The sequence below is a fragment of the Pseudonocardia sp. 73-21 genome, assembly GCF_001899645.1.
Classification (GTDB): domain Bacteria; phylum Actinomycetota; class Actinomycetes; order Mycobacteriales; family Pseudonocardiaceae; genus Pseudonocardia.
On sequence record NZ_MKVV01000043.1, the window covers coordinates 50906 to 73286 of the forward strand.

Annotated in this window: 9 protein-coding genes; 5 read left to right on the forward strand and 4 right to left on the reverse strand. The window is 70.0% G+C overall.

The window, feature by feature from the left end:
• Nucleotides 1-156 precede the first annotated feature (156 nt).
• The 5 genes from BGP03_RS12205 to BGP03_RS12225 all read left to right on the forward strand — a co-directional run bounded on the left by BGP03_RS12205 (nucleotide 157) and on the right by BGP03_RS12225 (nucleotide 18210).
• Nucleotides 157-13860 carry a hemopexin repeat-containing protein gene (locus BGP03_RS12205; RefSeq protein ID WP_363093651.1) on the forward strand — a complete coding sequence of 4568 codons (13704 nt, stop codon included), beginning with the start codon at nucleotides 157-159 and terminating at the stop codon, nucleotides 13858-13860.
• Nucleotides 13861-13877: 17 nt separating this feature from the next.
• Nucleotides 13878-14711 carry a hypothetical protein gene (locus BGP03_RS12210; protein WP_296377287.1) on the forward strand — a complete coding sequence of 278 codons (834 nt, stop codon included), beginning with the start codon at nucleotides 13878-13880 and terminating at the stop codon, nucleotides 14709-14711.
• Between the two features lie 338 nt (nucleotides 14712-15049).
• Nucleotides 15050-17074 (forward strand): hypothetical protein, encoded by a 2025-nt coding sequence (locus tag BGP03_RS12215; protein WP_298800866.1) that lies wholly within the window; start codon nucleotides 15050-15052, stop codon nucleotides 17072-17074.
• Nucleotides 17075-17097: 23 nt separating this feature from the next.
• Nucleotides 17098-17721: a hypothetical protein gene (locus tag BGP03_RS12220; RefSeq protein WP_298800867.1), complete on the forward strand. Its 624-nt coding sequence runs from the start codon at nucleotides 17098-17100 to the stop codon at nucleotides 17719-17721.
• 48 nt (nucleotides 17722-17769) lie between these two features.
• Nucleotides 17770-18210 carry a hypothetical protein gene (locus tag BGP03_RS12225; protein ID WP_296377285.1) on the forward strand — a complete coding sequence of 147 codons (441 nt, stop codon included), beginning with the start codon at nucleotides 17770-17772 and terminating at the stop codon, nucleotides 18208-18210.
• Nucleotides 18211-18270: 60 nt separating this feature from the next.
• Here the strand turns inward: BGP03_RS12225 and BGP03_RS12230 are convergent, their stop codons facing one another.
• The 4 genes from BGP03_RS12230 to BGP03_RS12245 form a co-directional block, all read right to left on the reverse strand.
• A complete protein-coding gene (locus BGP03_RS12230; protein ID WP_298800868.1) occupies nucleotides 18271-19191 on the reverse strand; it encodes a LysR family transcriptional regulator in 921 nt (306 codons plus the stop codon).
• Between the two features lie 95 nt (nucleotides 19192-19286).
• Nucleotides 19287-20825 (reverse strand): AMP-binding protein, encoded by a 1539-nt coding sequence (locus BGP03_RS12235; RefSeq protein ID WP_296377283.1) that lies wholly within the window; start codon nucleotides 20823-20825, stop codon nucleotides 19287-19289.
• Nucleotides 20789-21844 carry an amidohydrolase family protein gene (locus BGP03_RS12240; protein WP_296377282.1) on the reverse strand — a complete coding sequence of 352 codons (1056 nt, stop codon included), beginning with the start codon at nucleotides 21842-21844 and terminating at the stop codon, nucleotides 20789-20791. The genes BGP03_RS12235 and BGP03_RS12240 overlap by 37 nt, the downstream gene beginning before the upstream one ends.
• Nucleotides 21841-22371 carry a cupin domain-containing protein gene (locus BGP03_RS12245; RefSeq protein ID WP_296377281.1) on the reverse strand — a complete coding sequence of 177 codons (531 nt, stop codon included), beginning with the start codon at nucleotides 22369-22371 and terminating at the stop codon, nucleotides 21841-21843. The genes BGP03_RS12240 and BGP03_RS12245 overlap by 4 nt, the downstream gene beginning before the upstream one ends.
• Nucleotides 22372-22381 lie beyond the last annotated feature (10 nt).

Below are 22381 nucleotides of genomic sequence, written 5' to 3' on the forward strand. Positions count from 1 at the left end.
ACCGGCTTCGCTGCACGACCCCTGGTGGCAGCCGACTGTCCGTATTGGAGATTTCTGATGACGGACGCGGAATCCATCCCCAGCTATGAGGGAATGTTCTTCGAAGCGGCTCGGGCGAGTGCCGAAGCTACGTCAGTGTATTCTCCCGCTGCATATTTGGCCGATCTCCTGCAGTTGGTGGACGACCATTTCCAGGACGCCTCGATCCTGCGCAACCGGCCGGGGATCACGAGGGTCCCCCTCGATCCCGCGCACACCGACACCGAGGTGCCGTACCTCGACGTCGTGAACGACGTGCTGGCCCAGCGCCTGGCGGAGGAGCTCGGCGAGAACGCCTACGAGGCGATGCTGACCTTGCCCTATCCGTTGACGATGCCCTTCTCGCGCGAGGACGTCCGGCGGCGGCGGGTCCTCCACCACGCCGGCGTGCCAGCGGCCCAGGTCTACCGCCAGTTCGCCCCCGCTCCCGACGCCGATGTCGTGGCACGGGAGTGCCTCGGCCTGACGCCGCAGGATGTCGACGCCGTCACGACCGTCCTGCCAGGGGACAGGCACGTGCTCGCCGGCTTCGGACTCCCCCCGGACGCGAACCTCTCTGTCCTGGACGAGGTCGAGAAGTTCCTCGAGCGGACCGGCATGGCCGCCGATGACCTGCGGGAGCTGCTGTTCCAGAATCTGAGCCAGGCCGCAACGGACCCCGCGGGCGACACCGAGCGTGTGCTCGCGACGGGGTTCTTCGTCAACAACGGCCAGACACCCGTCTCCGTCACGGCTGACGGAAAGCGGTTGACCTGCGGCGACGCGCCGGTGCCCTGGCAGTGGTTCGAGCGGACGGCCCGGTTCGTGCGCCTGGCCGGCAAGATCGGGATGTCGTTCACGGACCTGGACCTCGTGCTGCGGACGTGCTGCGGCAATGTCATCGACGGCGCCGCGCTCCGCGTGACCGCGATGATCAGAAACCTGCAGGACCTCTACCAGCTCCCGCTCGACGTCGTGTGCAGCCTCGTCGCGCCGATGTCGACCAGCGGTATCGGAGACGCGGACATTCCCGCCGACCTGTTCAACCGGACGTTCAACGGCCCACCGGCGGCCACCGACCGGGCGGTCCTGCTCGGCGGCCCGTTCGTTCCCGCCGCCTACACCGGTTACCCACAGCTGACCTGCCAGGGCGACCTGTTCGACCCGCAGAACGCCGACTTCCTCCGTCGCGTCGCGGCCGGAACCGGCCTCACCGAGACCGATCTCGGCACGGCCGTGGCCCGATTCCGCGCCGGCCTCGTCGATGGCAACGGTGACGGGCCGTTCGAGGGGGAGATCGACACCGCCGCGCTCTCGCTGCTGTTCCGGATCGGCACGCTGACCAGGACGCTCGGACTCGCGGTGCCCGATCTCCTCGGCATCCTCGATGTCCTGCGGTCAGATCCCTCCACCCGGACGCTCAACCCGTCCGGCCTGGTCGCCGATCCCGGCCCCGTCGAGCACGATCCGTTCCGGATACTCGCCTCCGGTCGACCCACCGATGGGCTGTGGCTGGCCGAGATCCTCTTCGCGATCGCCCAGTGGACGAAGAACCACGACTTCGGGGGCGCCGAGCTCGGACGCACGCTGGGCGCCGGGCCCGAGACAGCGGACACCGGCGGCGACACCGGCCAGGTCATCGCGCTCGACGGGCTCTACCAGGCGTTCCAGAGCGTTCTCCTGACGCCCACGACGTTCGTGTCCGATCGGCTCGACGATCGCGACGCGGCGGTTGTCCACCGGACCATCTCCGCCGCGGGCGGGCCGGTGTCGAACCTCGACGCCCGCATCGTCCGCGACGACGGCCCGGCCGCCGCATCAAGGGCTTTCGAGGCGCTCGCCCGTCTCCCGCTGATCACCGACACCGACTTCCGCGAGATCGCGATCGAGGCACGGCTGCGGGACAAGATCTTCGCCAACCTGGTGTTCCGCGGCTACCTGGAGGCCGACGGCACCCTGGTCGAGCCGCAGTTCCCGATCCGGGTGGAGGACTTCCTGCTCACGGGTGGGTTCGCGGCGGTCCAGGCCGAGTTGTTCACCGTCATGAGCCAGTTGCGCCTCGAGGACGCCGAGGAACAGCCGAGCCAGGATTCGAGTGCCGACCCGGCTGCCGATCCAGCGGACTCCGCTACTGATTCCACAGCCGGCGATCCGGGTAGCGACGCGGGCGGTCCCACCGTGGCGGACGGGACGAATGCCGTGGCGGTGCACAGCGTGGTTCCCGACCAGCTCGACCCGGCCGGCTTCTACCCGTCGGACCTGCGCTGGGTGGAGGGGCTCTCCCCCGCTGACGACCTCGAGCTCTACGACAACCTCGTGTACAACCGCTACATCGACGCGGACGGCACCGTCCTGCGCAACGGCTTCTTCGCCGACGCCGGCAACGCCGACGCGTTCGTCGTCGACGCCGACCTCGGCGACGCCGCCCCCGCGGTCTGGACGCTGATCCACGACCGCGTCGCACGTTTCGTCACCGATGCGCTCACGTTGGACCAGACCATCTTCAGCCAGCTGCCACTCGATGACTCGGCGATCCGGCGCCTGGTGGACGACCTGCTGTTCAACGGCCACATCGACGCGTCCGGCGGCTACACCGACAAGGTCGCCCTGCTCGCGCTCGGACGCGACCGGCTCGAGGTCGCGCTCGAGTTCTACCCGCTCCGTCGCGGGATCCTCGAGGCGATGCAGGACCAGATCACCGCCTTCCGGACGGGCTACGTCACGTTCGCGCGCGAGTCGTTCGAGGAGATCGCGAGCGCGGTGCTCGCCACGCTGGTCGACCAGCGCCTCACCGGCACGTGGGTGGTGGACGGACGGGTGCCCGACAACCTTGCACCGGCCATCGTCGGCGGCACGGCCGACCTCGGGCTCGGGGTGGAGTTCGCCCCGGAAGAGCAGGACCTCGTGCTGGCCCGGCTGGCCGCGATCCTCCACAGCGTGCAGCGCTATCGCGTCGATCCGGCCGCGCTGGCCGGGCTCGGTCTGGACCAGGGCGAGATCGGTGTGCTCGTCGGTCTCCTGCAGTCCGCGGGTGACCTCACGGCCGAGTTGATGGTCGCGCAGGAGCGGCTCCCCTTCTTCGTCGACGTCCACAGCGCGCTCGGGTTCGCCGTTCCCGGCTTCAGCGACTACGACCGGGACGTGTTCTTCCTCCTGCACACGGTGGCGAAGGAGATCGCGGCGGCCACCGGCGAGATCGTCGGCGCCCTCGCCACGCAGGCCGGAACGCAGCGGTCGACGCTGTTCGCCGGCCTGCAGGACGTGTGGGGAGTCACCCCCGCGACCGCCACGGCGATGGCGGTCGCGGTGTGTGGTACTCCGGCGGCGACGATGGACACGCTGGTGGTGCCCGTGCTCAGGGCGGGTGCCGCTGCGAGCCGGGTCACGACCGTTCCGGCGGACGCCCGTTTCCGACTCGTGTACCGCAGGCTCGCGCGTTTCGCAGCCATCGCGGCCAAGCTGAATCTCGACGCCGTCCAGACCGAGATCGCATTCCGCGACCGCGACCTCGTGGGGAGCTTCCCCGAGCGGCTCGTCCTCCCGCCGGGCGTCACGACGGTCGACGCGCTGCTGCCCAGCGCCGACGGCACCGTCTCTCTCTTCGTGGGCACCAACTGCTGGCGCTACTCGGCGTCGACCTACGCGCTGACGACGACCACACCTGACCCGCTGACCGCGGTGTCGCACCGGTTCGCCGCGCTCACCGGCGTCGACGCCGCCTTCGTCGACGCCACAGGAACGGAATGGTTGGTGGGGCGCGACGGCGCCGGCGCCGCGCTCACCTTTGTCCGTGAGGGGCTCACCGCGGTGTGGGTGACGGCGGAGCGCACCTGGGGCGCGATCCGGAACACCTTCGCAGCGCCGTCCCGGATCGACTCTGCGCTGCGCGACCGCGACGGGAAGACCTACCTGTTCAGTGGCGACCAGTACGTGCGGTACTCGGGCGCCGACTACGCCGAGGTCGATCCCGGCTATCCGCGCACGATCGCCGGGAACTGGGAGGCGGAAGGTCTCGACGTCGTCCTGCCCGCAGAGTTCCGCGCCTCGGTCGACGCGTCGTTCCAGGGCCTGGACGGCGTGACCTACCTGTTCTCCGGGGGGAGTTGCCTGCCCGCCCCTGGCGGAGCGGACTCCGCACCGGTCGTGGGGCGGTGGGGCCGGGTGCGCAACGGTTTCGTCGAGGCGTCGGGTGTCGATGCCGCCTACGCGGCGGGTGGTAGGCAGTTCCTGCTGCGCGGCGACCAGGTGGTGAGCCGCACCGACGGCTTCGAGGCGGGTGACGCGACCGTCGACGAGGGCTACCCGCTGCGTCTCGAGACGTACTTCGCGGACCTGCCCGTCGAGTTCGAGGCCGGCGTGGATGCGGCCTTCTGCGACGCGGCCGGAGCGGTGCACCTGTTCCGCAACGGCCGCACCGTCGCGCTGGCCCCCGGCGACGGCCTCGTCGTGCCGGTGAACGAACGGTGGGGACTGATCGGTCCCGTACTCCCGACCGGCACGGTGGACGCGGCCTTCGTCGGCATGGACGGGAAGACCTACCTGTTCAGCGGAGGTCGCTACATCCGCTACTCCGGTGCCGACTACACGGCTGTCGACCCCGGCTACCCACGCCTCGTCGACGGCGACTGGGGCGGGCTGCGGACCGTCACGGCCTCCTTCGTCCTCGACGAGAAGACCTACCTGTTCGGTGCGGTGGGCACGCTGTTCTCACTGCCCGTGCCCGAGGGCGGTGAGAGAGCGGCGTTCACCGAGCACCTGAACGCCGGACAGGTGCCGCCGGTGCTGCGCGACACGCTGCGCCTGCACGGCCTGACCCCCGTGCTCGACAAGCCGGTGAGCGGGACGTCGCCGGAATGGGTTGTGCGGGCCGACGACGGGATGGCCTTCACCGTCCGCCTCGACCCCACGGCCGCGACCGTCACCGGCGATCGCGCCGACGAGAACGGCTTCTGCGTCCGGTACTCCACCCGTGATTACAGCACGCCGGACGCGGGCCACCCGCGTCCGACGGGTGCGGGCAACTGGTGGAACCTGCCCGACGCGCTGCTGGCCGGCGAGCCCGAGTTCGCGCAGGTCGACGCCGTCTTCGCCGGTACGGACGGACACACCTACCTGTTCGCGGGTGGCAGGTTCGTCGTGTTCGACAACCGGGAACGCTGGTGGTCGGAGCCACGCTCGCTGGCCGACGACTGGGACAGCCTCCCGTTCGACCGTGTCGACGCCGCCTTCGTCGGCAACGACGGACGCACCTACGTGTTCTCCGGGTCGCGCTACGTCCGGTTCTCCGGCGCCGACTACACCCGCCGCGACGACCGCTACCCGAACGACATCACCACGTTCTGGGGTGCGGTCCCCAACACCATCGCCAGGACCGGAGCGGTGGACGCGGCGGTGGTGCTCGACGGCTACACCTATCTGTTCTCCGGGGACCAGTACGTCCGCTACGACGGCGACACCTACGCCACCGTGGACAACGGCTACCCCAAGAACATCGCCGACTCGCTGACGAGCGAACCCCGGTTCGTGAACCTCACCGTGCCACCGACCGGGCCGATCGACGCGGTGACGGCCGACCGGCGCACCGTCGCTCTGTTCACCGGCGGGCGCTGCCACGTGGTGTCGGACTCGCTCTACCGGCTCTACGCGGACCTCTTCCCGGCCACGCCCGGCTGCGCCTTCGTCGAGGACGGAGCCGTACTGGCCGAAGGGCCGACGGGCTGGCACCACCTCGGCGCGCTGGAGGCCGAGATGCTGGTGCAGACCCCGGTGCGGCCCCGGAGCCTGCGCACCGCACCCGTCGCCTTCCGCAGCGGGCTCAGCGCGGTGCTGGCCGGAACGGACGGCAACACCTACCTGTTCCAGGGCACGTCGTGCTACGACGTGGCGCTCGGACGCGCGTTCCCCGCGGAGCAGGACTGGGGACGCCCGCGCAACACGGTCGCCCAGGCCGGAACCGTCGACGCCGGGTTCGTCGGACGCGACGGGCTGACCTACGTGTTCGGCGGCGACCAGTTCGTCGTCTACTCCGGCACCAGCTATGTCGATGTGGAGATCGACGGCCGCCCCCAGCCGATCGCCGAGCACTGGGGTGGGCTCGACAACGTGGCGATCGCGTTCGTCGACGGAGAGCAGACGTTCCTGTGCGAGGCGGCCGACGACGACGGCCGGTTCCGGTACGTCGTCTACTCGGGCACCGACTACACCCGCGCCGATCCGGGCTCTCCGCACACCGCCGACGCCGACTTCTGGGACATCCCCCCACAGTGGCGGGAAGAGGGCTTCGACCGGCTGGCAGCGGTGGTGGTCGAGCGGGGCAACCGGTTCCTGCTCAGCGGCACCCGCTACCTGCAGTACACGGAAGCGACGAACACGTGGTCGTACCCGCACGAGCTGAGCAGGCTGTGGCCCGGCCTGCCCTTCGACGCGGACGCGGGCTCGCCGCTCCAGAGCGCGTTCACCGGCGCCGACGGGGCCTACTACCTGTTCTCGCGGGGCAGGTTCTGCCGCCACGACGGCCTGCAGGCGAGCCCAGCCGAACCCGTCGAGGGTCGCTGGGGCCGGCTGCACAACAACTTCGCCTCCACCACCCGCACGAACCTCGTCGATGCGGCGTTCGTCTTCCAGAGCACCACCTACCTGTTCTCCGGGGACCAGTACGTCCGGTACTCGGGACCGGACTACCGCTACGTCGACACCGGCTACCCCAGGCCGGTGGTCGCGCTGCGCCAGGAGGACTGCTTCGCCAACCTGCCCGACTCGGTCGAGAACCTGCTCGCCGACCGGGTCGCCGCCGGCGCCGAGACCGTGATCGACGCCGTGGTGGCCGATGACCGCACCGTCCACCTGCTGATCGGGCCGGACTGCCACAGCGTGTCGACGAGCCTGGAGGCCGACTACGACGTGGCGGGTCTCGGCCAGGTCCGCAACACCCTCGCCGACACCGGCCGGGTCGACGCCTCCTTCGTCAAGGACGACCACACCTACCTGTTCTCCGGAGACCAGTACGTCCGCTACACCGGTGACCGCTACTCCGTCGTCGACGAGGGCTATCCGCTCTCGATCGAGACCGCACTGCCGGCCGAGATCGGTGTCAGCGCGCTCCCGGAACCCTTCGGCGACGGGATCGACGCCGCGCTCGACGGTGCCGACGGCAAGATCTACCTCTTCGCCGGCCGACAGTTCGTCGGCAACGGCTCGCCCTCCCCGACACCGCAGCCGGTCGCCGGCCACTGGGGTCAGGTGCGCAACCGCTTCGCGCCCAGCCCCGGATCACCTGGTGCTGTGGACGCGGCCTTCGTCTCCGCGGCGGGGCACCTCTACGCCTTCGCCGGTGATCAATACGTCCGCTACACCACCCCCGGCGATCGGTACGCCGATGACGGCTACCCACGTTCGATCAAGGACGACTGGGGCGATCTGCCGGTGGCCTTCGAGAGCGGCATCGACGGCGCCTTCCGGTTCGAGGACCGCACGTACTTCGTCCGTGGCGAGGACTACCTGCGCTACTCCGACCCCGACCACCGTCGCGTGGACCGGCTCTACCCGCAGCCGCTGACGGCGCGGTGGGGGCCCTGGGTGGACTACCGCTTCACCGACCTTCGCGCGATCGCCCGTTTCGCACGACTGCACGCCGGCCACCCCGACGTCGACGGCGGGCTGGCCGGGATCTTCGCCGGGACCGGCACGGTCGCCGACCCCTACCAGCGCCTCGCCACGGTGTTCGGCTGGGATGTCGACGAGATCGCCTGGGCGGTACGCCATCACGCATTCCTGCCCGCCGAGGCGCCGGCCCACGTCGATATCGAGATCGTCTCCCCGCTCGTCGATCTCTTCACGCTCACCACCACGATCGGCGGCACCCCGTCCACGGTGCACGAGCAGGTGTGGAGCCCGCTGTACGGCGACGCCGCCGCGTCGTCCGCCACCAGCGCCGGCGAGGCGCTACAGGGGATGCTGCTGAGCCACCACATCGGCGACGACCGCCCCGCGCTCGTCCAACTGCTGCACCAGGAGATGAACGAGGCCGTCCGCGACGCGCTGGTGGCCGCGGTCATCGCGAACACCGACGGGGTGCACAGCGCGAGCGACCTGTTCGACCTGCTGCTCATCGACGTGGAGATGGGCGGGCTGGGCACCACGTCGGCGGTCCGGGAGGCCATCGGCGCCACCCAGCTGTTCTTCCACCGCTACTTCCTCAACCTGCAGCCCGTGACCGTCCGCGGCGGGCCCGGACAGCCCGCCGGCCCCGACGCCGTGAAGGCGGAGCTGAAGAGCTGGTGGGCCTGGATGCAGAACTACCAGGTGTGGGCGGCCAACCGAAAGGTCTACCTCTACCCCGAGAACTACATCCGGCCCGAGCTGCGCGCGACCAAGACACCCGCGTTCGCGACCCTGGAGAACGATCTGCTCCAGGGCGAGCTCACCGCCGACGCGGTCCGGCAGGCCTACACCACCTACCTCGACGACTACACCGAGGTCTCCCGGCTCACGATCGCGGGCGGCTACGTCTACGAGGCGCCCCATCCGAGCGACCACGCCTGGGACCTGGTGCTGTTCGGCCGCACCAAGACCGATCCTCGCCGCTTCTACTACCGCCTCGCGGCGTTCTCCCGGGAGGCGAGCCGGTCGGCGGTGTGGCAGCCGTGGTCGAAGGTCGACGTCCGCATCGACAGCGACCGCGTCTATCCGGTGTTCGCGTTCGATCGCGTGTTCGTGTTCTGGGCCGGGCTCGACGCGGCGGTGCACAGCACGTCGAGCGACACGTTCACCGACAGGAGCAGCGACACCGGGCACACCTACACCCGCCAGACGCCACCTACCTACACCGTGAAGATCTACTACTCCTTCTACGACCTGAACGGGGTGTGGACCCCCGAGCAGCAACTGACCATGACCCCGCCCGTCGAGGAGACGTTCGAGGTCTCCGACATCCAGCTGCTGGTCGAGACCTCCTCACTCATGCCGCCCACGCCCGGTGACGACGTCGAACACGCGCACGACAACATCGTCGTGCGCTGCGGTTACACGCGCACGGATCCGGTCACGGCAGCGACCACCCGCCGCACCGTGGCGTTCACGCTGACCGCCGAGCTGTTCACCCAGCCCACCACCGCCGTCGCGTTCGACGACACCGGCATCGGACGCTTCCAGTCGCTGTTCGACGAGCCCGTGGACATCGACCCGTTCGCCGCCGTCGAGGCGGCCATGCTGGCCCGCAACGACGCGATCGGCGGGATGGTGGTGCGACAGCTCGAGAGGGTGGCCGCGGAACTGCCGGTGTCCGTGCCACCGCCGTCGGTCGTGATGTTCAACAACCCCAAGGAGTCGATCACCGACCGGTGGTTCGGCTTCGACTACAAGGGCGGCAGCTTCCTCTGCAAGCCGGCTCCGCTGCCGTCGGTGACCACCTTGGGGATCAGTCCGCTGCCGCTGCACCATCCCGGTGACCGGCTCCCCCACTGGAACCGGGTCGACGCCGGCTTCGCCACACCGGACGGCACCGCCTACTTCTTCGACAACGCCGGGCACCGCTACGTCACCGTCGACCGCTCCGGTGTCCAGGGGGCGGCGGCGGACATCACCACCCGCTGGGGACGGTCGAGGACGGGGTTCCCCGCCTCCGGTGTCGTGGACGCCGTCGTCGCGGTCGACGGCCACGTGTTCGTGTTCTCCGGAGCGGAGTACGCCCGCTTCAGCGGCGGATCGTTCGCCGTCATGGACGAGGGCTACCCGCGGGAGATCACGTCGAACGACGACGGTCTGCCCCGCTGGCCGCGGGTTGTTGCGGGGTTCACGGGGGTGGACGGCCGGACCTACCTGTTCCAGGGCGGGAGCTTCGTCGACCTCGCGGCACCCGGCCGGAAGAAGCCGGTCGCTGACCGCTGGGGGCGGGTCGAGGGCGCCGCGGCGGGCACCGGGATCTTCGACACCGGCACCGTCGCCGCGGCGTACGTGATCGGCGAGCACACGTTCCTGGTCTCTGGCGGGCGATATGTTCGTTACACGGGAGGTGTCTACGAGTTCGTCGACGACGGCTATCCGCGTGACCTCGCCGGCAACCCCGACGGCCTCCCGTCTTCACCCGGCGTCGTGTTCACCCAGGGCGCGAGCCGGTACGAGTTCGACAACGAAGCCAAGACCTACACCGTCGCCCAGCCGGGTGAGCCGCCGGAGCAGCACACCAGCACCGATCTGGGCGGTGGGGACACGATCGGCTCGCCGGCGGCGGTGTGGGCGGCGGGCGTTCTGGGCAACCACCTCTACCTCGTCGGCGACACCGCGTTCGTCCGGTACACGCTCGGGCCCGACGGTGCGGTCCCCACCTACATCGATGCCGGGTACCCGAAGGCCTGCACAGTGCCCGTCGATGCTCTCGTCGTGAGCGGCGGTGGGCTCGTCGTGTTCTCCGGGGAGAGCTACGCCCGGATCCCGGCCGGGCAGGAACTCGACGCCGCGGTCGTGCTCGTCCCGATCGACGGCAGCTGGGGCAACCTGCCCCAGCAGTTCCACGGCGGCCTGGACGGGGCGATCGACACGCCCGACGCGTTGTACCTGCTGGCCGGCAGGGACTACGTGCGCTACGGCAAGGTCACAGCGGACGGGTCACCTCCGCAGCTGCCCTACGAGCAGGCCGCCGGTCAGTTCGAGATCATCAGGCTGACCACGGGGACGGCGTCCACCCTCAACCAGCAGATGTTCACCGGCGGCGTCGGCGCCGTCCTCGACGTCGTCACCCAGGAGACCGACGAGCGCCCCTCGTTCAACAAGAACATCTCCGCGGCCACGGTCATCAAGGTCCGGCCGGACAAGGTCGAGGACGGCTACCTGCCGGTCACCTCCTACCTGGACTTCGACAGCGCCAACGGTCTCTACTACTGGGAGATCTTCTTCCACGCCCCGCTGCTCATCGCCCAGGCCCTGCGCGCCGCCCAGCGGTTCGAGGAGGCCATGGTGTGGTTGGGCTACATCTTCGACCCCACCCAGAACCGCGACCACTGGCGGTTCCTGCCCTTCCGCGAGACGGACGTCGCGGCCCTCGTCGACACCTGCCTCGCCGATCTCGCGGCGCTCGACAGCACTGACGCGACGCTCGGCCCGGCGCTGGAACAGCTCCGGACGCTCGCACCGGTCTTCGCCCAGGAGCGCGTGGTGCAGGCCGCCGAAGGAGACGTCCTGACCACCGTCCCAGCCCAGGTGGCGGCGAAGATCGCCGCCATCCCGGTCCCTGCCCCCGGTACGCCGGCGGCCGTGAACGCCTGGCACGACCTGCAGGAGACCGGCGCCGTCATCGCCCGGCTCGACCGCCGCTACCAACTCATGATCGGCGGCCGGGAGACGGCGCTGCTGAGCTACCTGAACGACCCGTTCGACCCGCACGCCGTCGCGGCCGCGCGCACGGGCGCCTACCGGCGTGCCGTGGTGATGGCCTACCTCGACAACCTGCTCGACTGGGGCGACATGCTCTTCCGGCAGTACACCGGGGAGAGCATCGACCAGGCCCGGATGCTCTACATCCTGGCCCATGACGTGCTCGGCCCCCGCCCGCACGACCTGGGGATGCGACCACTGCGCGAGGTCCGCAACGCCGGGCAGCTCACCCACTCCCCCGGCGAGTACGACTTCCTGGTCCGGCAGGCGGCCACGCTGCCGGCCGGCGACCCGAACGCCGTCAGAGCCGCAGCCGTGCACGCCAGCATCGCCACCGTCGCGTCCATCGACCCCGCCGACACCGACAGCACCGACTCCTACTTCACGATCCCCGAGAACAGCAGGCTCACCGACTACTGGACCCGCGTCGAGGACCGGCTGACCAAGATCCGGCACTCACTCGACATCCTCGGCGTCAGCCGGCCGATCCCGCTGTTCGAGCCACCGCTCGACCCGATGGCGCTCGTCAAAGCCAGGGCGGCGGGCACCGGCCTCGGTGCGGTGTCGGCGTCGGGGGGGCCGGTGACCGCGCCGCACTACCGGTTCACCGTCGTGCTCGCGAAGGCCCAGGAGCTCACCGACCGGCTGACCCAGTTCGGCGGCGACCTGCTCGCGGCGCTCGAGAAGCACGACGCCGAAGCGCTCAGCGTGCTGCAGAACACCCAGGACGCCGTGATCCTCGCCATGACCACGGCGATCAAGGAGGCCGCCATCGGCTCCGCGACGGCCACCATCACGGAGCTGACCGCGAGCCAGAGCTCCGCCCAGATGCGGCAGGCCCACTACCAGTCGCTGATCGACACCGGTCAGCTGCCGGTCGAGCTGGCCCAGGTGGGGCTGATGACCGGGGGCGTCACCGCGAACGCCGTCGCCGCCGGGCTCAAGCTCGCTGCGGGCATCGGGCACGTGATCCCCCAGGTCAAGATCGGACTGTTCAATTTCGGGACCGAGGAAGGCGGCCTCCAGCTCGGTACGGCGCTGGACAGCTTCGCCGACTTCTCCCAGATGCTGGGCGGCACGCTGAGCGGGGTGGCGGAGATCCTCGGGCTGTACGCGAGCCACCAGCGCACGACCCAGGACTGGCAGCTGCAGCTCGACACGGCCGTCAACGATCTGGCCCAGATCGCCGCCCAGCTCGACGGCGCCGGCCACCAGCTGGCTTCGGCACGGCGTGACCTGGAGATCCTCCAGCAGGACGTCGTGCACAACGCCGCGGTCGCCCGCTTCATGACGGAGAAGTTCAGCACCGTGGCGCTGTACCAGTGGATGGCCGGGCAGCTCACCGGCGTCTACGTCCAGGCCTACGGCCTCGCCTACGACCTCGCCCGGCAGGCCGAATGCGCACTCCAGTTCGAGCGCGGCCTGCCGTCGACCGAGGCCACGATCATCCAGCCGGTCTACTGGGAGGGCCAGCACGGCGGTCTCCTCGCCGGCGAGAAGCTGGGCCTCGACCTGGCCCGGCTCGCCGTCGCCTACCTCGACACCGGCGGACGCGGGCTGGAGATCACCAAACGGATCTCCCTGATCGACCTCGACCCGCTGGCGTTACTGACCCTTCGCAGCACCGGGGCCTGCGAGTTCTCCTTCACCGAGGCGCTGTTCGACTACGACTTCCCCGGGCACTACCGCCGTCAGATCCGGACGCTGTCGGTCGCGCTCGCGGGCGCGGGCGGTCAGGGGATCACCGCCAACGCCATGCTGACGCAGCTGCAGCACAAGACGGTGCTGACGGCCGACAGCGCAGCGGCCAAGTACCTGCTCGACGCGAAAGGCCTGCCGCCGTCGTCGATCCGCAGCGACTGGCGCCCGACCCAGCAGATCGCACTCTCCCAGGTGCCCGACGGGCAGGACAGCAACGGGCTGTTCGAGCTGCGGTTCGACGATGACCGCTACCTGCCCTTCGAGGGCACGGGCGCCGTCTCCACCTGGCGGCTCGAGCTGACCGGCCGCCACGACGGGTACACCCCCGACCAGCTCCAGGACGCGGTCATCACCGTCAAGTACACGGCGCAACCCGGCGACCCCACCTTCACCAGCGCGGTCAAGGGGCTTCTCAAGCCCTATCCGGCCTACCACTACCTCGACCTCGCCAGGGACTTCCCCGACAACTGGCAACAGTTCCAGGCCGGCGCCGGTGATCCACTCACGATCACCCTGACCCCGGCGATGTTCCCGAACATGAGCAGCCGCCAGATATCCGCCGTCTACGCGCACTTCGACACGACCGGGCCGGAGGTGGTCAGTATGACCCTCAACAGCAATCCGAACTGGGTGTTGACGGATGGCCGGCTCCTCGTCACCACCGGGCTCAACCTGAGCGCCGCCGGTTCCGAGTGGACGTTCGAACTGCACGGCGACAAGACCTCGATCAACACCGTCGACCTGGTCGTCAGCTACACCGCGAGCGTCCGATGACCACGCCGAGGCGCCACGTGGAGGGCCGGAACATGGGGGCTCCACCGAAACCGCGGGCGAAGAAGCCGCACCCGGAGGCCGGCCCCGCCGATGACTCGGAGAAACCGGACACCGTCGGCGGGGAACCCACCGCGCTGAACAGATCCCTCGGCCATGTCAACGTCGCCGTGGCCAGAATGCCGAAGCAGTCGAAGGTCGCGACCGAACTCACCGCCCAGATCGAGGTCGGCCGAAAGCGCTGGCCGCAGTTTCTGGCCACCCTGCGCGCCGAGGATCCCGACCGGAACGACGGAGCAGCGGCCTACGCGGCGCGCTACACCTCGGTACCGGCCCTGAACCAGGAACTTCCGGCGAACCTCCGCAACTACCTGGCCACGATGAACATCGACACCCGTGGGTTCACCAAGTACGCGACCGGTCCCCGAGGCGGAGAGAAGGCCTACGAGAACTACTACAACGCCAAACAGGGCGTCATCGTCGCAAGCTGGAACTACGCCGAGAAGGACGTCGGCGACGGCACGCGGCTCAACCTGTCCGAGATCCTCTTCCACGAGTACACGGCGGAAGCCGAGCGCGTCGGCTCCCCTGTCAAGAACCTCCGCTACGTGGTCCGCAGCAGCATCCAGGGCCAGGCAGCGCTGAAGGTCATGGAAGCGATCACCCCGCTGAAGGACCGGTTCGGCAGTCGATCCTGGGAGCCCGGCAGCGACGAGTTCAACGCACTGCTGTCGATCGACAACGTGAAGTCGATCCCCTACCTGCTGACCGATCATCGGGAGGCACTGGGGCACAAGTCGATCCTGCGGATCGTGACCTTCGGTCTCTCGGCCCTCGTCATCGAACTCGGCTGACCGGCATCCATCCCGACCGGTCATCTGCCGACGCGGGTGCGCGGACCCGACCGGCTCCGCCAAGAAGCGGTGGTGTCGGACACGACGAACTGGCACAGTGCGGCAGTGCCCACGGCCGACCCCTCGCCGCCCGCTGCCGAGGAGCCCCGAGTGCTGTCCGCGCCGACGCACCACGCCGACCCCGCCGACCCCGCCGACCCACCTGTCGATCCGGTCCCCTCATCCCAGCTCCCGGCGACGATATGAGCCGCCCCGGGTCACTCTCGGGACATGCTCCGCCCCTGCGACGTCGGCGGAGCCAGATCGCCACCAAGCGGGAGCCATCGGGCCCGAACGAGATGGACGAGCATCCCGACGACAACCCGTCGCAACTGAAGAAGCGCAACACCGCGCCCGGACCTGAGCACGACCTGCCCGAGGCGCCCCCGCCCCACCCCCCGGACGCCCAGCTCCTGCACGCTCTGCCGACCCGGGCCCGCTCGTCGCCCGACGAGCCGGTTCGGCTTCGACGACAGCTCAGCGGTGTCAAGCGGGCGCCGTCGAGGCCCGACGACGGGGAGGGACATCCCGACGATGACCCGACGCTGCTGAAGAAGCGCAACACCGCGGCCATCCCGGTGCAGGACCTGCCCGAGGCGCCCGCGCCCCACCGCGCGGACCCCCCGCCCGCGCCGGTCGACCTCGCGCCGTTGCGCCAGATCATCGCCGACGTCGGGCCGAACCCGACCGGCTTGTACGCCGTCAAGCTCCGACCCGGGATCAGCGTGCGGGACAACGGGACGATCGACCACATCACGGTCAGCTCCCTGGTGCGCACACCGAGCCCGCTGAAGCGCACGATGGGCGATCACACGCGTTCCTGGACCACGCTCGTCGACCTCGTCCGCGCCCGGCTTTTCGGGAAATCGCTCGGCGACGCGGTCACGACGCTTAGTGAGGACCATGCCGAGGCAGCCGACTGGATGGACGCACCCCCAGCAGGCGGCGCGGAGCACCCCGTCGGCCGACAGTTGTTCGACCTGCTGCCCGCCGACGACCAGACCTTCCGAAGGGACTACCTGCGGTACTACTCGGCGGTGGTCCGCACGAAGCTGGACACCGCCCGGGAGGCGGTCGCACGGGGCGACGGGGGCGCCGCCGGCGCGGCGCTCGAGGAAGCCGTCGGCCACCACCTCGCATACCTGAACTTCCTGCCCTTCAGCACGGTCCAGCCGGCGTCGGGGCGGGGCGCGACCGGCTCCGGCGAGGGCACCGCGCGTGGGGTGCTCATCAGCAACGAGATCCGGACGAGAGCAGCTCCTGTCGCAGCACCACCTCAACTTCAGGACCAGTCGGGGCCCATCAGCGAGATCCCGGAGACCGCAGATCCCGTCACATCACCACGGCAACTGCAGGACCAGTTGTGGAAGCTCTTCGACTTCGGCGCCGTCCTCCGCGGATCGGGAGCCACCGAGTCCCTCAGCGGGATGGGCAGCACCATCGTCGATGACGCCACAGCGCTGCCCGCGCTGCGGGACGAGCTGCTCGCCATCCTCGAGGGGCCGCACGCGAATCCAACCGTCGAGGCCGTGAAGGCCGTCCAGCAATCCGCCCTGAAGATCAAGCAGAATGCCGAGCCCCTCGGATACGCTCCGATTGCGACGATGGCTCGCTCGCTCGAGCAGATCGCAGAACGTGCGCCGAGGGCGAGCATAAATACGACCGACAAGAAAGCCTTGATCAAGAACCTTGAGAAATACCCGGGTGGCACCACGGGAGATGTGACGGTCGAGGAGTATCGCGCCGAGCTGAACGCGGTCCGGACAACGGTGGAGAAGAACCGCGAAGGCGCTCCACTGGTCATGGCAGCTCTGATCGCCGAGCACCAGAAGGCGATGGCGACCGAATACCCCGTCACCGTTGGGGATGCAGAGTTCCTCTCCGACCAACCCACCGACATGAACGGCGCCCGAACCCGGCTGATCGACGTCCTCAAGTCCAACGTCCGGCCCGGGCCGACAGCCCCGGGCCAGGCATCGACCAAGTTGCAGCGAGACATCGGCGTCTTGTTCAAGCAGAAGTTCGTGGACACGTTCGTCGACGACGTCGTCGCGCACTACGAACGGATCAACCCGCGGATCGAACGAGCCGCGGACAGCGGGTGGGCCAAGGACGCCGCGAACACCACACTCGTGGTCACCTGCTCCTGGCCTGGCGGCCGCGGGAGTACCACGATCACGGGCGACCCGATGCCCCACCGGGTCTCGGGGGCGGAATGGGTGCCCACACCACCGCGGAGACACTCGAGGTCGAGGCAGTCAAGGCACTGGTCACGCGGTCGACCGCCGCGCAGCAGGTGGTCGATACGCTTCGAGCGCGGGTGAGGCGAGCCCTCGGATCGGACGTGATGAAACTCGACGACACCCTGCCGCCCTACCAGCTGGCCGCCGGCCAACTCGGTGCGCTGTTCAACGCCGCACGCGACGTGCTCACGAGCGCCGAGCCCGCTGACGCGATCGTCGCCTACCTCAACTTCCGCAACATGCTGCCCTACGCGACCGTCGCGGCGTCCGACACCAGCGGCCACGGCGAGGGCGCCGCGAAGAAGCGCGGCGCCGGCGCAGCCGACGCGATCGAGGTCCTGTATGACCAGAAGGCGATCGACGAGGCGGTCACCACCCAGGAGAGCGTCATCAGCACCTTCGTGCACGGGAACGTCGAAAAGGCCGCGAACCCGGTCGCGGCGCTCAACGAAGCCGCGAAACAGCTGACCCTGATGGCGGTTGAGGCGACGGACCTGAAGGACGACATCACTGCCTCGGCTGCACGCCTCACCGCGATGGCCGTGGAGCTCACGAGGCTCAAGCCGGGTCGGGCGCAACCGTTCATCAACGAAGTCGGCAACAGGATGCGTACCGCGCGCCACGCGGAGCATGCCGTGATCGTTGCCGAGACCGCGGGGAAGGAATCCCCCGAAGCCCCCGCCGGCCGGACCGGTCAGGCGGCCATCAAACGCAAGGGGCGCCGGTAACTTCTGCTGAGGGGTGGCACTGGCGCGCCGGCGCGCTAGTTTGCCGGAATGAGCCTCCTCGACACCGTGGCCGAGCGCGACAGCTGGCGTTGCTGGGTGTGCGACGAATCGGTCGACCCCGACATGTCGGTGAACGACCCGCGAGGACCCAGCGTCGACAGCCGGACCGCCGACCGCAAGGCCAAGGTTGCCGAGCGGCTCGCGCACCGCGGGTGCAACACCCGCAAAGGCGCGGTCCCCGTGGTCATCGCCTGGCCCGGCCACCTGTTCGTGGTCGAACCCGCACCGCTGATCACCGTCGCCGGCAGACTGGAGCGCAAGGGGGGACGCGAGATGGTGGCCCGTTGTCCGACCCAGCACGATGCCCGAAAGGCTGCGGAGTGGCTGCTGGACCGTTTCTCCCGACTGGTCCCAGGGTTGCCGGTGACGGCCGAGATCACGGCGGGCGGCGGCCAGTTCCTCGTCACCCTGGCCGCCGGCCGTCACTGACCGGGATCCACCGGAGACCGGCCCGCAGGCGATCACCACCGAAGACTCCCCCGTGCCCCGTCAATCCTTCGCCGGTCGAGTCGTTCGACGGTGCTCAGCCAGCTCGGCGAGTCGGACACGGCTCATCTCGATGACGACACGCACGGCGGGCGCGGGCTGGCGTCCCGCACGGGTCACCGCCACGAGTTGCCGCTCCAACGCGGGCGCGAACGCCCTCGCCGTGAGGATGCCTGCGTCCAGGTCGTCCCGAACGAAGGTGTACGGCAGGACGGAGCAGTACTCACCCCGGGCCACGATGTCTCGCACCAGATGGATGGAGTCGGTCCGGGAACCGATGTCGCCGGGCACCTGGCCCGGCTCCACACTCGCGAGCAGGAGATCGCGGAATCCCGGGGTCAGGACCAACCGGACGGACTGGAGCACGCTCGGGGTGGCGTGGTCCCCGATGCCGGAGAGAGTGCCCTGCTTCCCCACGAGCAGCATCTCGTCGGACCCGACCTCGGTGACCGACAGGTGCGGGTTCATGTGTTCGGACTGGTGCGTGAAGATGCCGAGGTCCAATCGTCCCTCCTCGACCCACTCCTCGAGGAACATCGGCAGTGCCTCGACGATCTCGACGCGGACTTGCGGGTGCTCCTCGGCGAACCTCGCCTGGAGGTAGCCCGCCAGTGCGGAGACGAGTGACGGCGAGAGTCCGAGTTTCAGCGTGCCGACCAGCGATGCGGCAGCCTCCCTGACCGCAGACCTGATGTCGTCGAAATAGGTGAGGAGGGTCTGGGCCATCTCGTACAGGCGGGTGCCGGCGACCGTCGGGCGGACACCGTCGGGAAGTCGCAGCAGCAGCTCGACGCCGAGCTCCCGCTCGAGCGCCTGGATCTGCTTGCTGAGCGCCGGCTGGCCGATGTGCAGCTTGCGGGCCGCGCGACTGAAGCTCCCCTCGCGGACGATCGCCGAGAAGGACTGGATCTGCCGCATGTCCATCGCGTCACCCGTTCCCGGTCGGCCTGCGCCACCGACGCCACCGTATTCCATCGAGGAATGCAACCGGAACGGTCCACCGCCGACGGGGCGGGCGCTCAGCCGCGCCGCAGCAGGAACCGCTGGATCTTGCCGCTCGGCGTCTTCGGCAGCGCCTCGACGAAGTGGACGACCCGCGGGTAGGCGTGGCGCGAGTAGGTGTCTCGGACGAGGGCCTGGAGGTCCTGGGCCAGCGCGTCGCGCGCATCGCGTGACGCGCTCGTGACGACGAACGCCTCGACGATCTCCCCTCGGATGCCCTCCGGGTCCGGCCTGCCGACCACGGCGACGTCGGTGACCGCGGGGTGGGTGATCAGCACGCTCTCGACGTCGAAGGGACCGATGCGGTACCCCGACGCCAGGATGACGTCGTCGTCGCGGGCGGTGAAGAAGAAGTACCCGTCCTCATCCGCGCGGCCGGTGTCGCCGGTGAGGTACCACCGTCCGGCCTCGGCGAAGCGCTCGGCTGTCTTGTCCGGCTCGTCCTGGTAGCCGTCGAACCAGAACAGCGGGCTCGCGGACGCGTCGATCGCGATCTGGCCGTCCACCAACCCTGCGAGGAACCCGGGCAGTGGATGTCCCATCGAGCCTGTGCGGATCGGCTGCACGACGTCGTCGTGCCAGTGGTTGCCGATGACCATGCCCAGCTCTGTCTGGCCGTAGTGGTCCCCGATCGGGACCCCGAAGGTCGTCTCCCCCCACTCCACCACGTCCGGGGTGAGCGGCTCCCCGGCCGACGAGGCCCGGCGCAGCGCGATCCGGCCGGTTGCCGCCGACTTGCTCATCGCCCGGTACATCGTGGGGGCGCCGGCGAAGTTGGTGACGCCGAACCCCTGCATCACCGCCGCCGTCGACTCCGGGGTGAACGCCCCGCGGGACAGCAGGTTGGCCCGCCCGCCCACGAGCGGCGCGACGATGCCGTAGTAGAGGCCGTAGGCCCAGCCGGGGTCCGCCGCGTTCCAGTAGACGTCCTCCGCCTGCACGTCGAGCCCGTAGTGAAGGTAGCTGTGGAAGGCGGCGAGGGCCCGCACGGGCACGACGACGCCTTTCGGTTTCCCGGTCGTACCGCTGGTGTAGAGCTGCAGGAAGGCGCCGGCGCCGCCGACGGTCTCGGACGTGGTCGACGGGGCGCTGTCGGCGACGAGGCGGTCGAAGTCCGCTCCGGTCTCCAGCACGTCGACGCCCGTGAGCGCGTCGAGCTTCGCCCGCTGCTCGGGCTCGGTGACGACCAGCCGTGCCCCCGAGCTCTCCACCCGCAGGCGGATCGCGCCGTCGGCGAACGCCGTGAACAGCGGCACGTGCACCGCGCCCAGCCGCCAGATCGCGAGCAGGGTGACGACGAGCTCGGGGCGCTTGGACATCAGCACCGCCACCCGGTCCGCGCGCTTCACCCCGCGCTCGGCGAGGGCCGTCGCGAGCCGCCGGGACCGGTCGGCGAGCTCGCCGTAGGTCATGGTCGCCCCGGTCAGGTCCTCGTCCACGAATCGAAACGCGACGACGTCGGGGTCGTGTCGGTCGCACAGCAGGGTCGCGACGCTCGCCTCGGGCGCGGCGTACTCGCTCAGCCAGCGCCCGACGGTGTCTTCGATGTCCGGCAAGGACTCCTCCTGGGGTCGGGTGTGTGGAACGGGTCGTCGCCCCGGTGGGGATCCGAAGGAAGACCGAGGTAGGCGAGCGCGTTGTGCACCGCCACCGCGCGACGCCACGGGTCCGGCAGGGCATCGGCGATCCGCGCCGTCGCCTCGAGCTGTTCCGGCATGAACGGGCTGTCCGTCCCGAGGAGCAGCCGATCGACCCCGAACCGGTGCGCGAGCAGCGGCACCTGCACGGGGTCCAGGACCAGCGTGTCGACGAACAGCCTCCGGACCAAGGCGTCCCACCGGTCGGGGGCAGCGTCACCCGCTGCCATCCGCAGCCGTGGATAGATCCAGGGGAAGGCACCACACCCGTGGGTGAGCGCGATGCGCAGGCCGGGATGCCGCTCCAGGACGCCCCCGAACACCAGCGCGGACGCCGCGGCCGCGGCGTCCACCGGCATGCCGAGCCCGATCTCGAGATGCCGCCCGGACCGGTGCAGCACCCCACGCCCCCGGCCCACGGGATGCACGAGGACGCACGCACCCGCCTCTTCGCAGATCGCCCACACCACCGCCGGCTGCGCGGCGTCCAGGTCGTGGCCGTCCATGCGGGTGCCGATCTCGACGCCGCGCAGGCCGAGGTCCAGGCCCCGTGCCAGCTCGGTCGCCGGATCGGACCGGGGCAGGCACCCGAGGCCGATCAACCGGCCGCCCGACTCTCGGCAGGCCGTCGCGATCGCGTCGTTCACGGCGCGGGCGTAGGCGGGATCGTCCGTCCATGCCTGCTCCATGACCTCCGGGACCGGCGAGATCACCTGGTGGGACAGGCCCACCCGGTCCATCTCCGCCAACCGCGTCGGGACGTGCCACAGCGCCGGCGGCACGGCACGGGAGCCCCCGTCGCCCCGCACGATCCGTCCGCCGCCGTCCTCCAGGACGAGTCGCGGAGCTCCGCTGGGCAGGACGGGGAGCCCCGGCCCCAGGTGGTGCGCGTGGACGTCCACCGCGGTGAACCGCGGCGCACCCGGCGAGCCCATCATCCGGGCTCGCCGCCCTGCGGCATGGGCGAGGCCCGTCCGGCCAGCGCCGACAGGTCCTCCCGGAGGACGACGTCCCCGACCTGCACGGGCAGCGCGTCGATCAGCACGAACAGCACCCGGACCGGCTCGTCGCCCCGGGCGACCCAGGAGTGCATGGTGCCCCGCTGGACGAGGACGTCGCCCGCGGTCAGCTGCTCGACGACCTCACCGCTGTCGAGGACCATGTCGAGCCGGCCCGAGAGCACCAGTGCGACGTCCTGCGTCTCGGTGCGGTGCATGTTCGTGTGCTCGGCCTCCGCCGGGTCGAACTCCGCGACGCGGAAGAGCACGCGTGCGCCCTTGGGGCCTGGGGCACCGTCGTCGAAGACGTCCTCGTCGTTGCTGGCGGGGAGCTGCCCCGTGCACCACACGACCCGCGCCTCGTACCCGGGCAGCCGCGGCGCCGAACTCACGATCTCGTCGGACCGGATGACGGCCTTCCCGTCCTCGGAGTGGCCGGTCACGACCCGCCGGAACCTGAAGCTCATCGAGTTCACC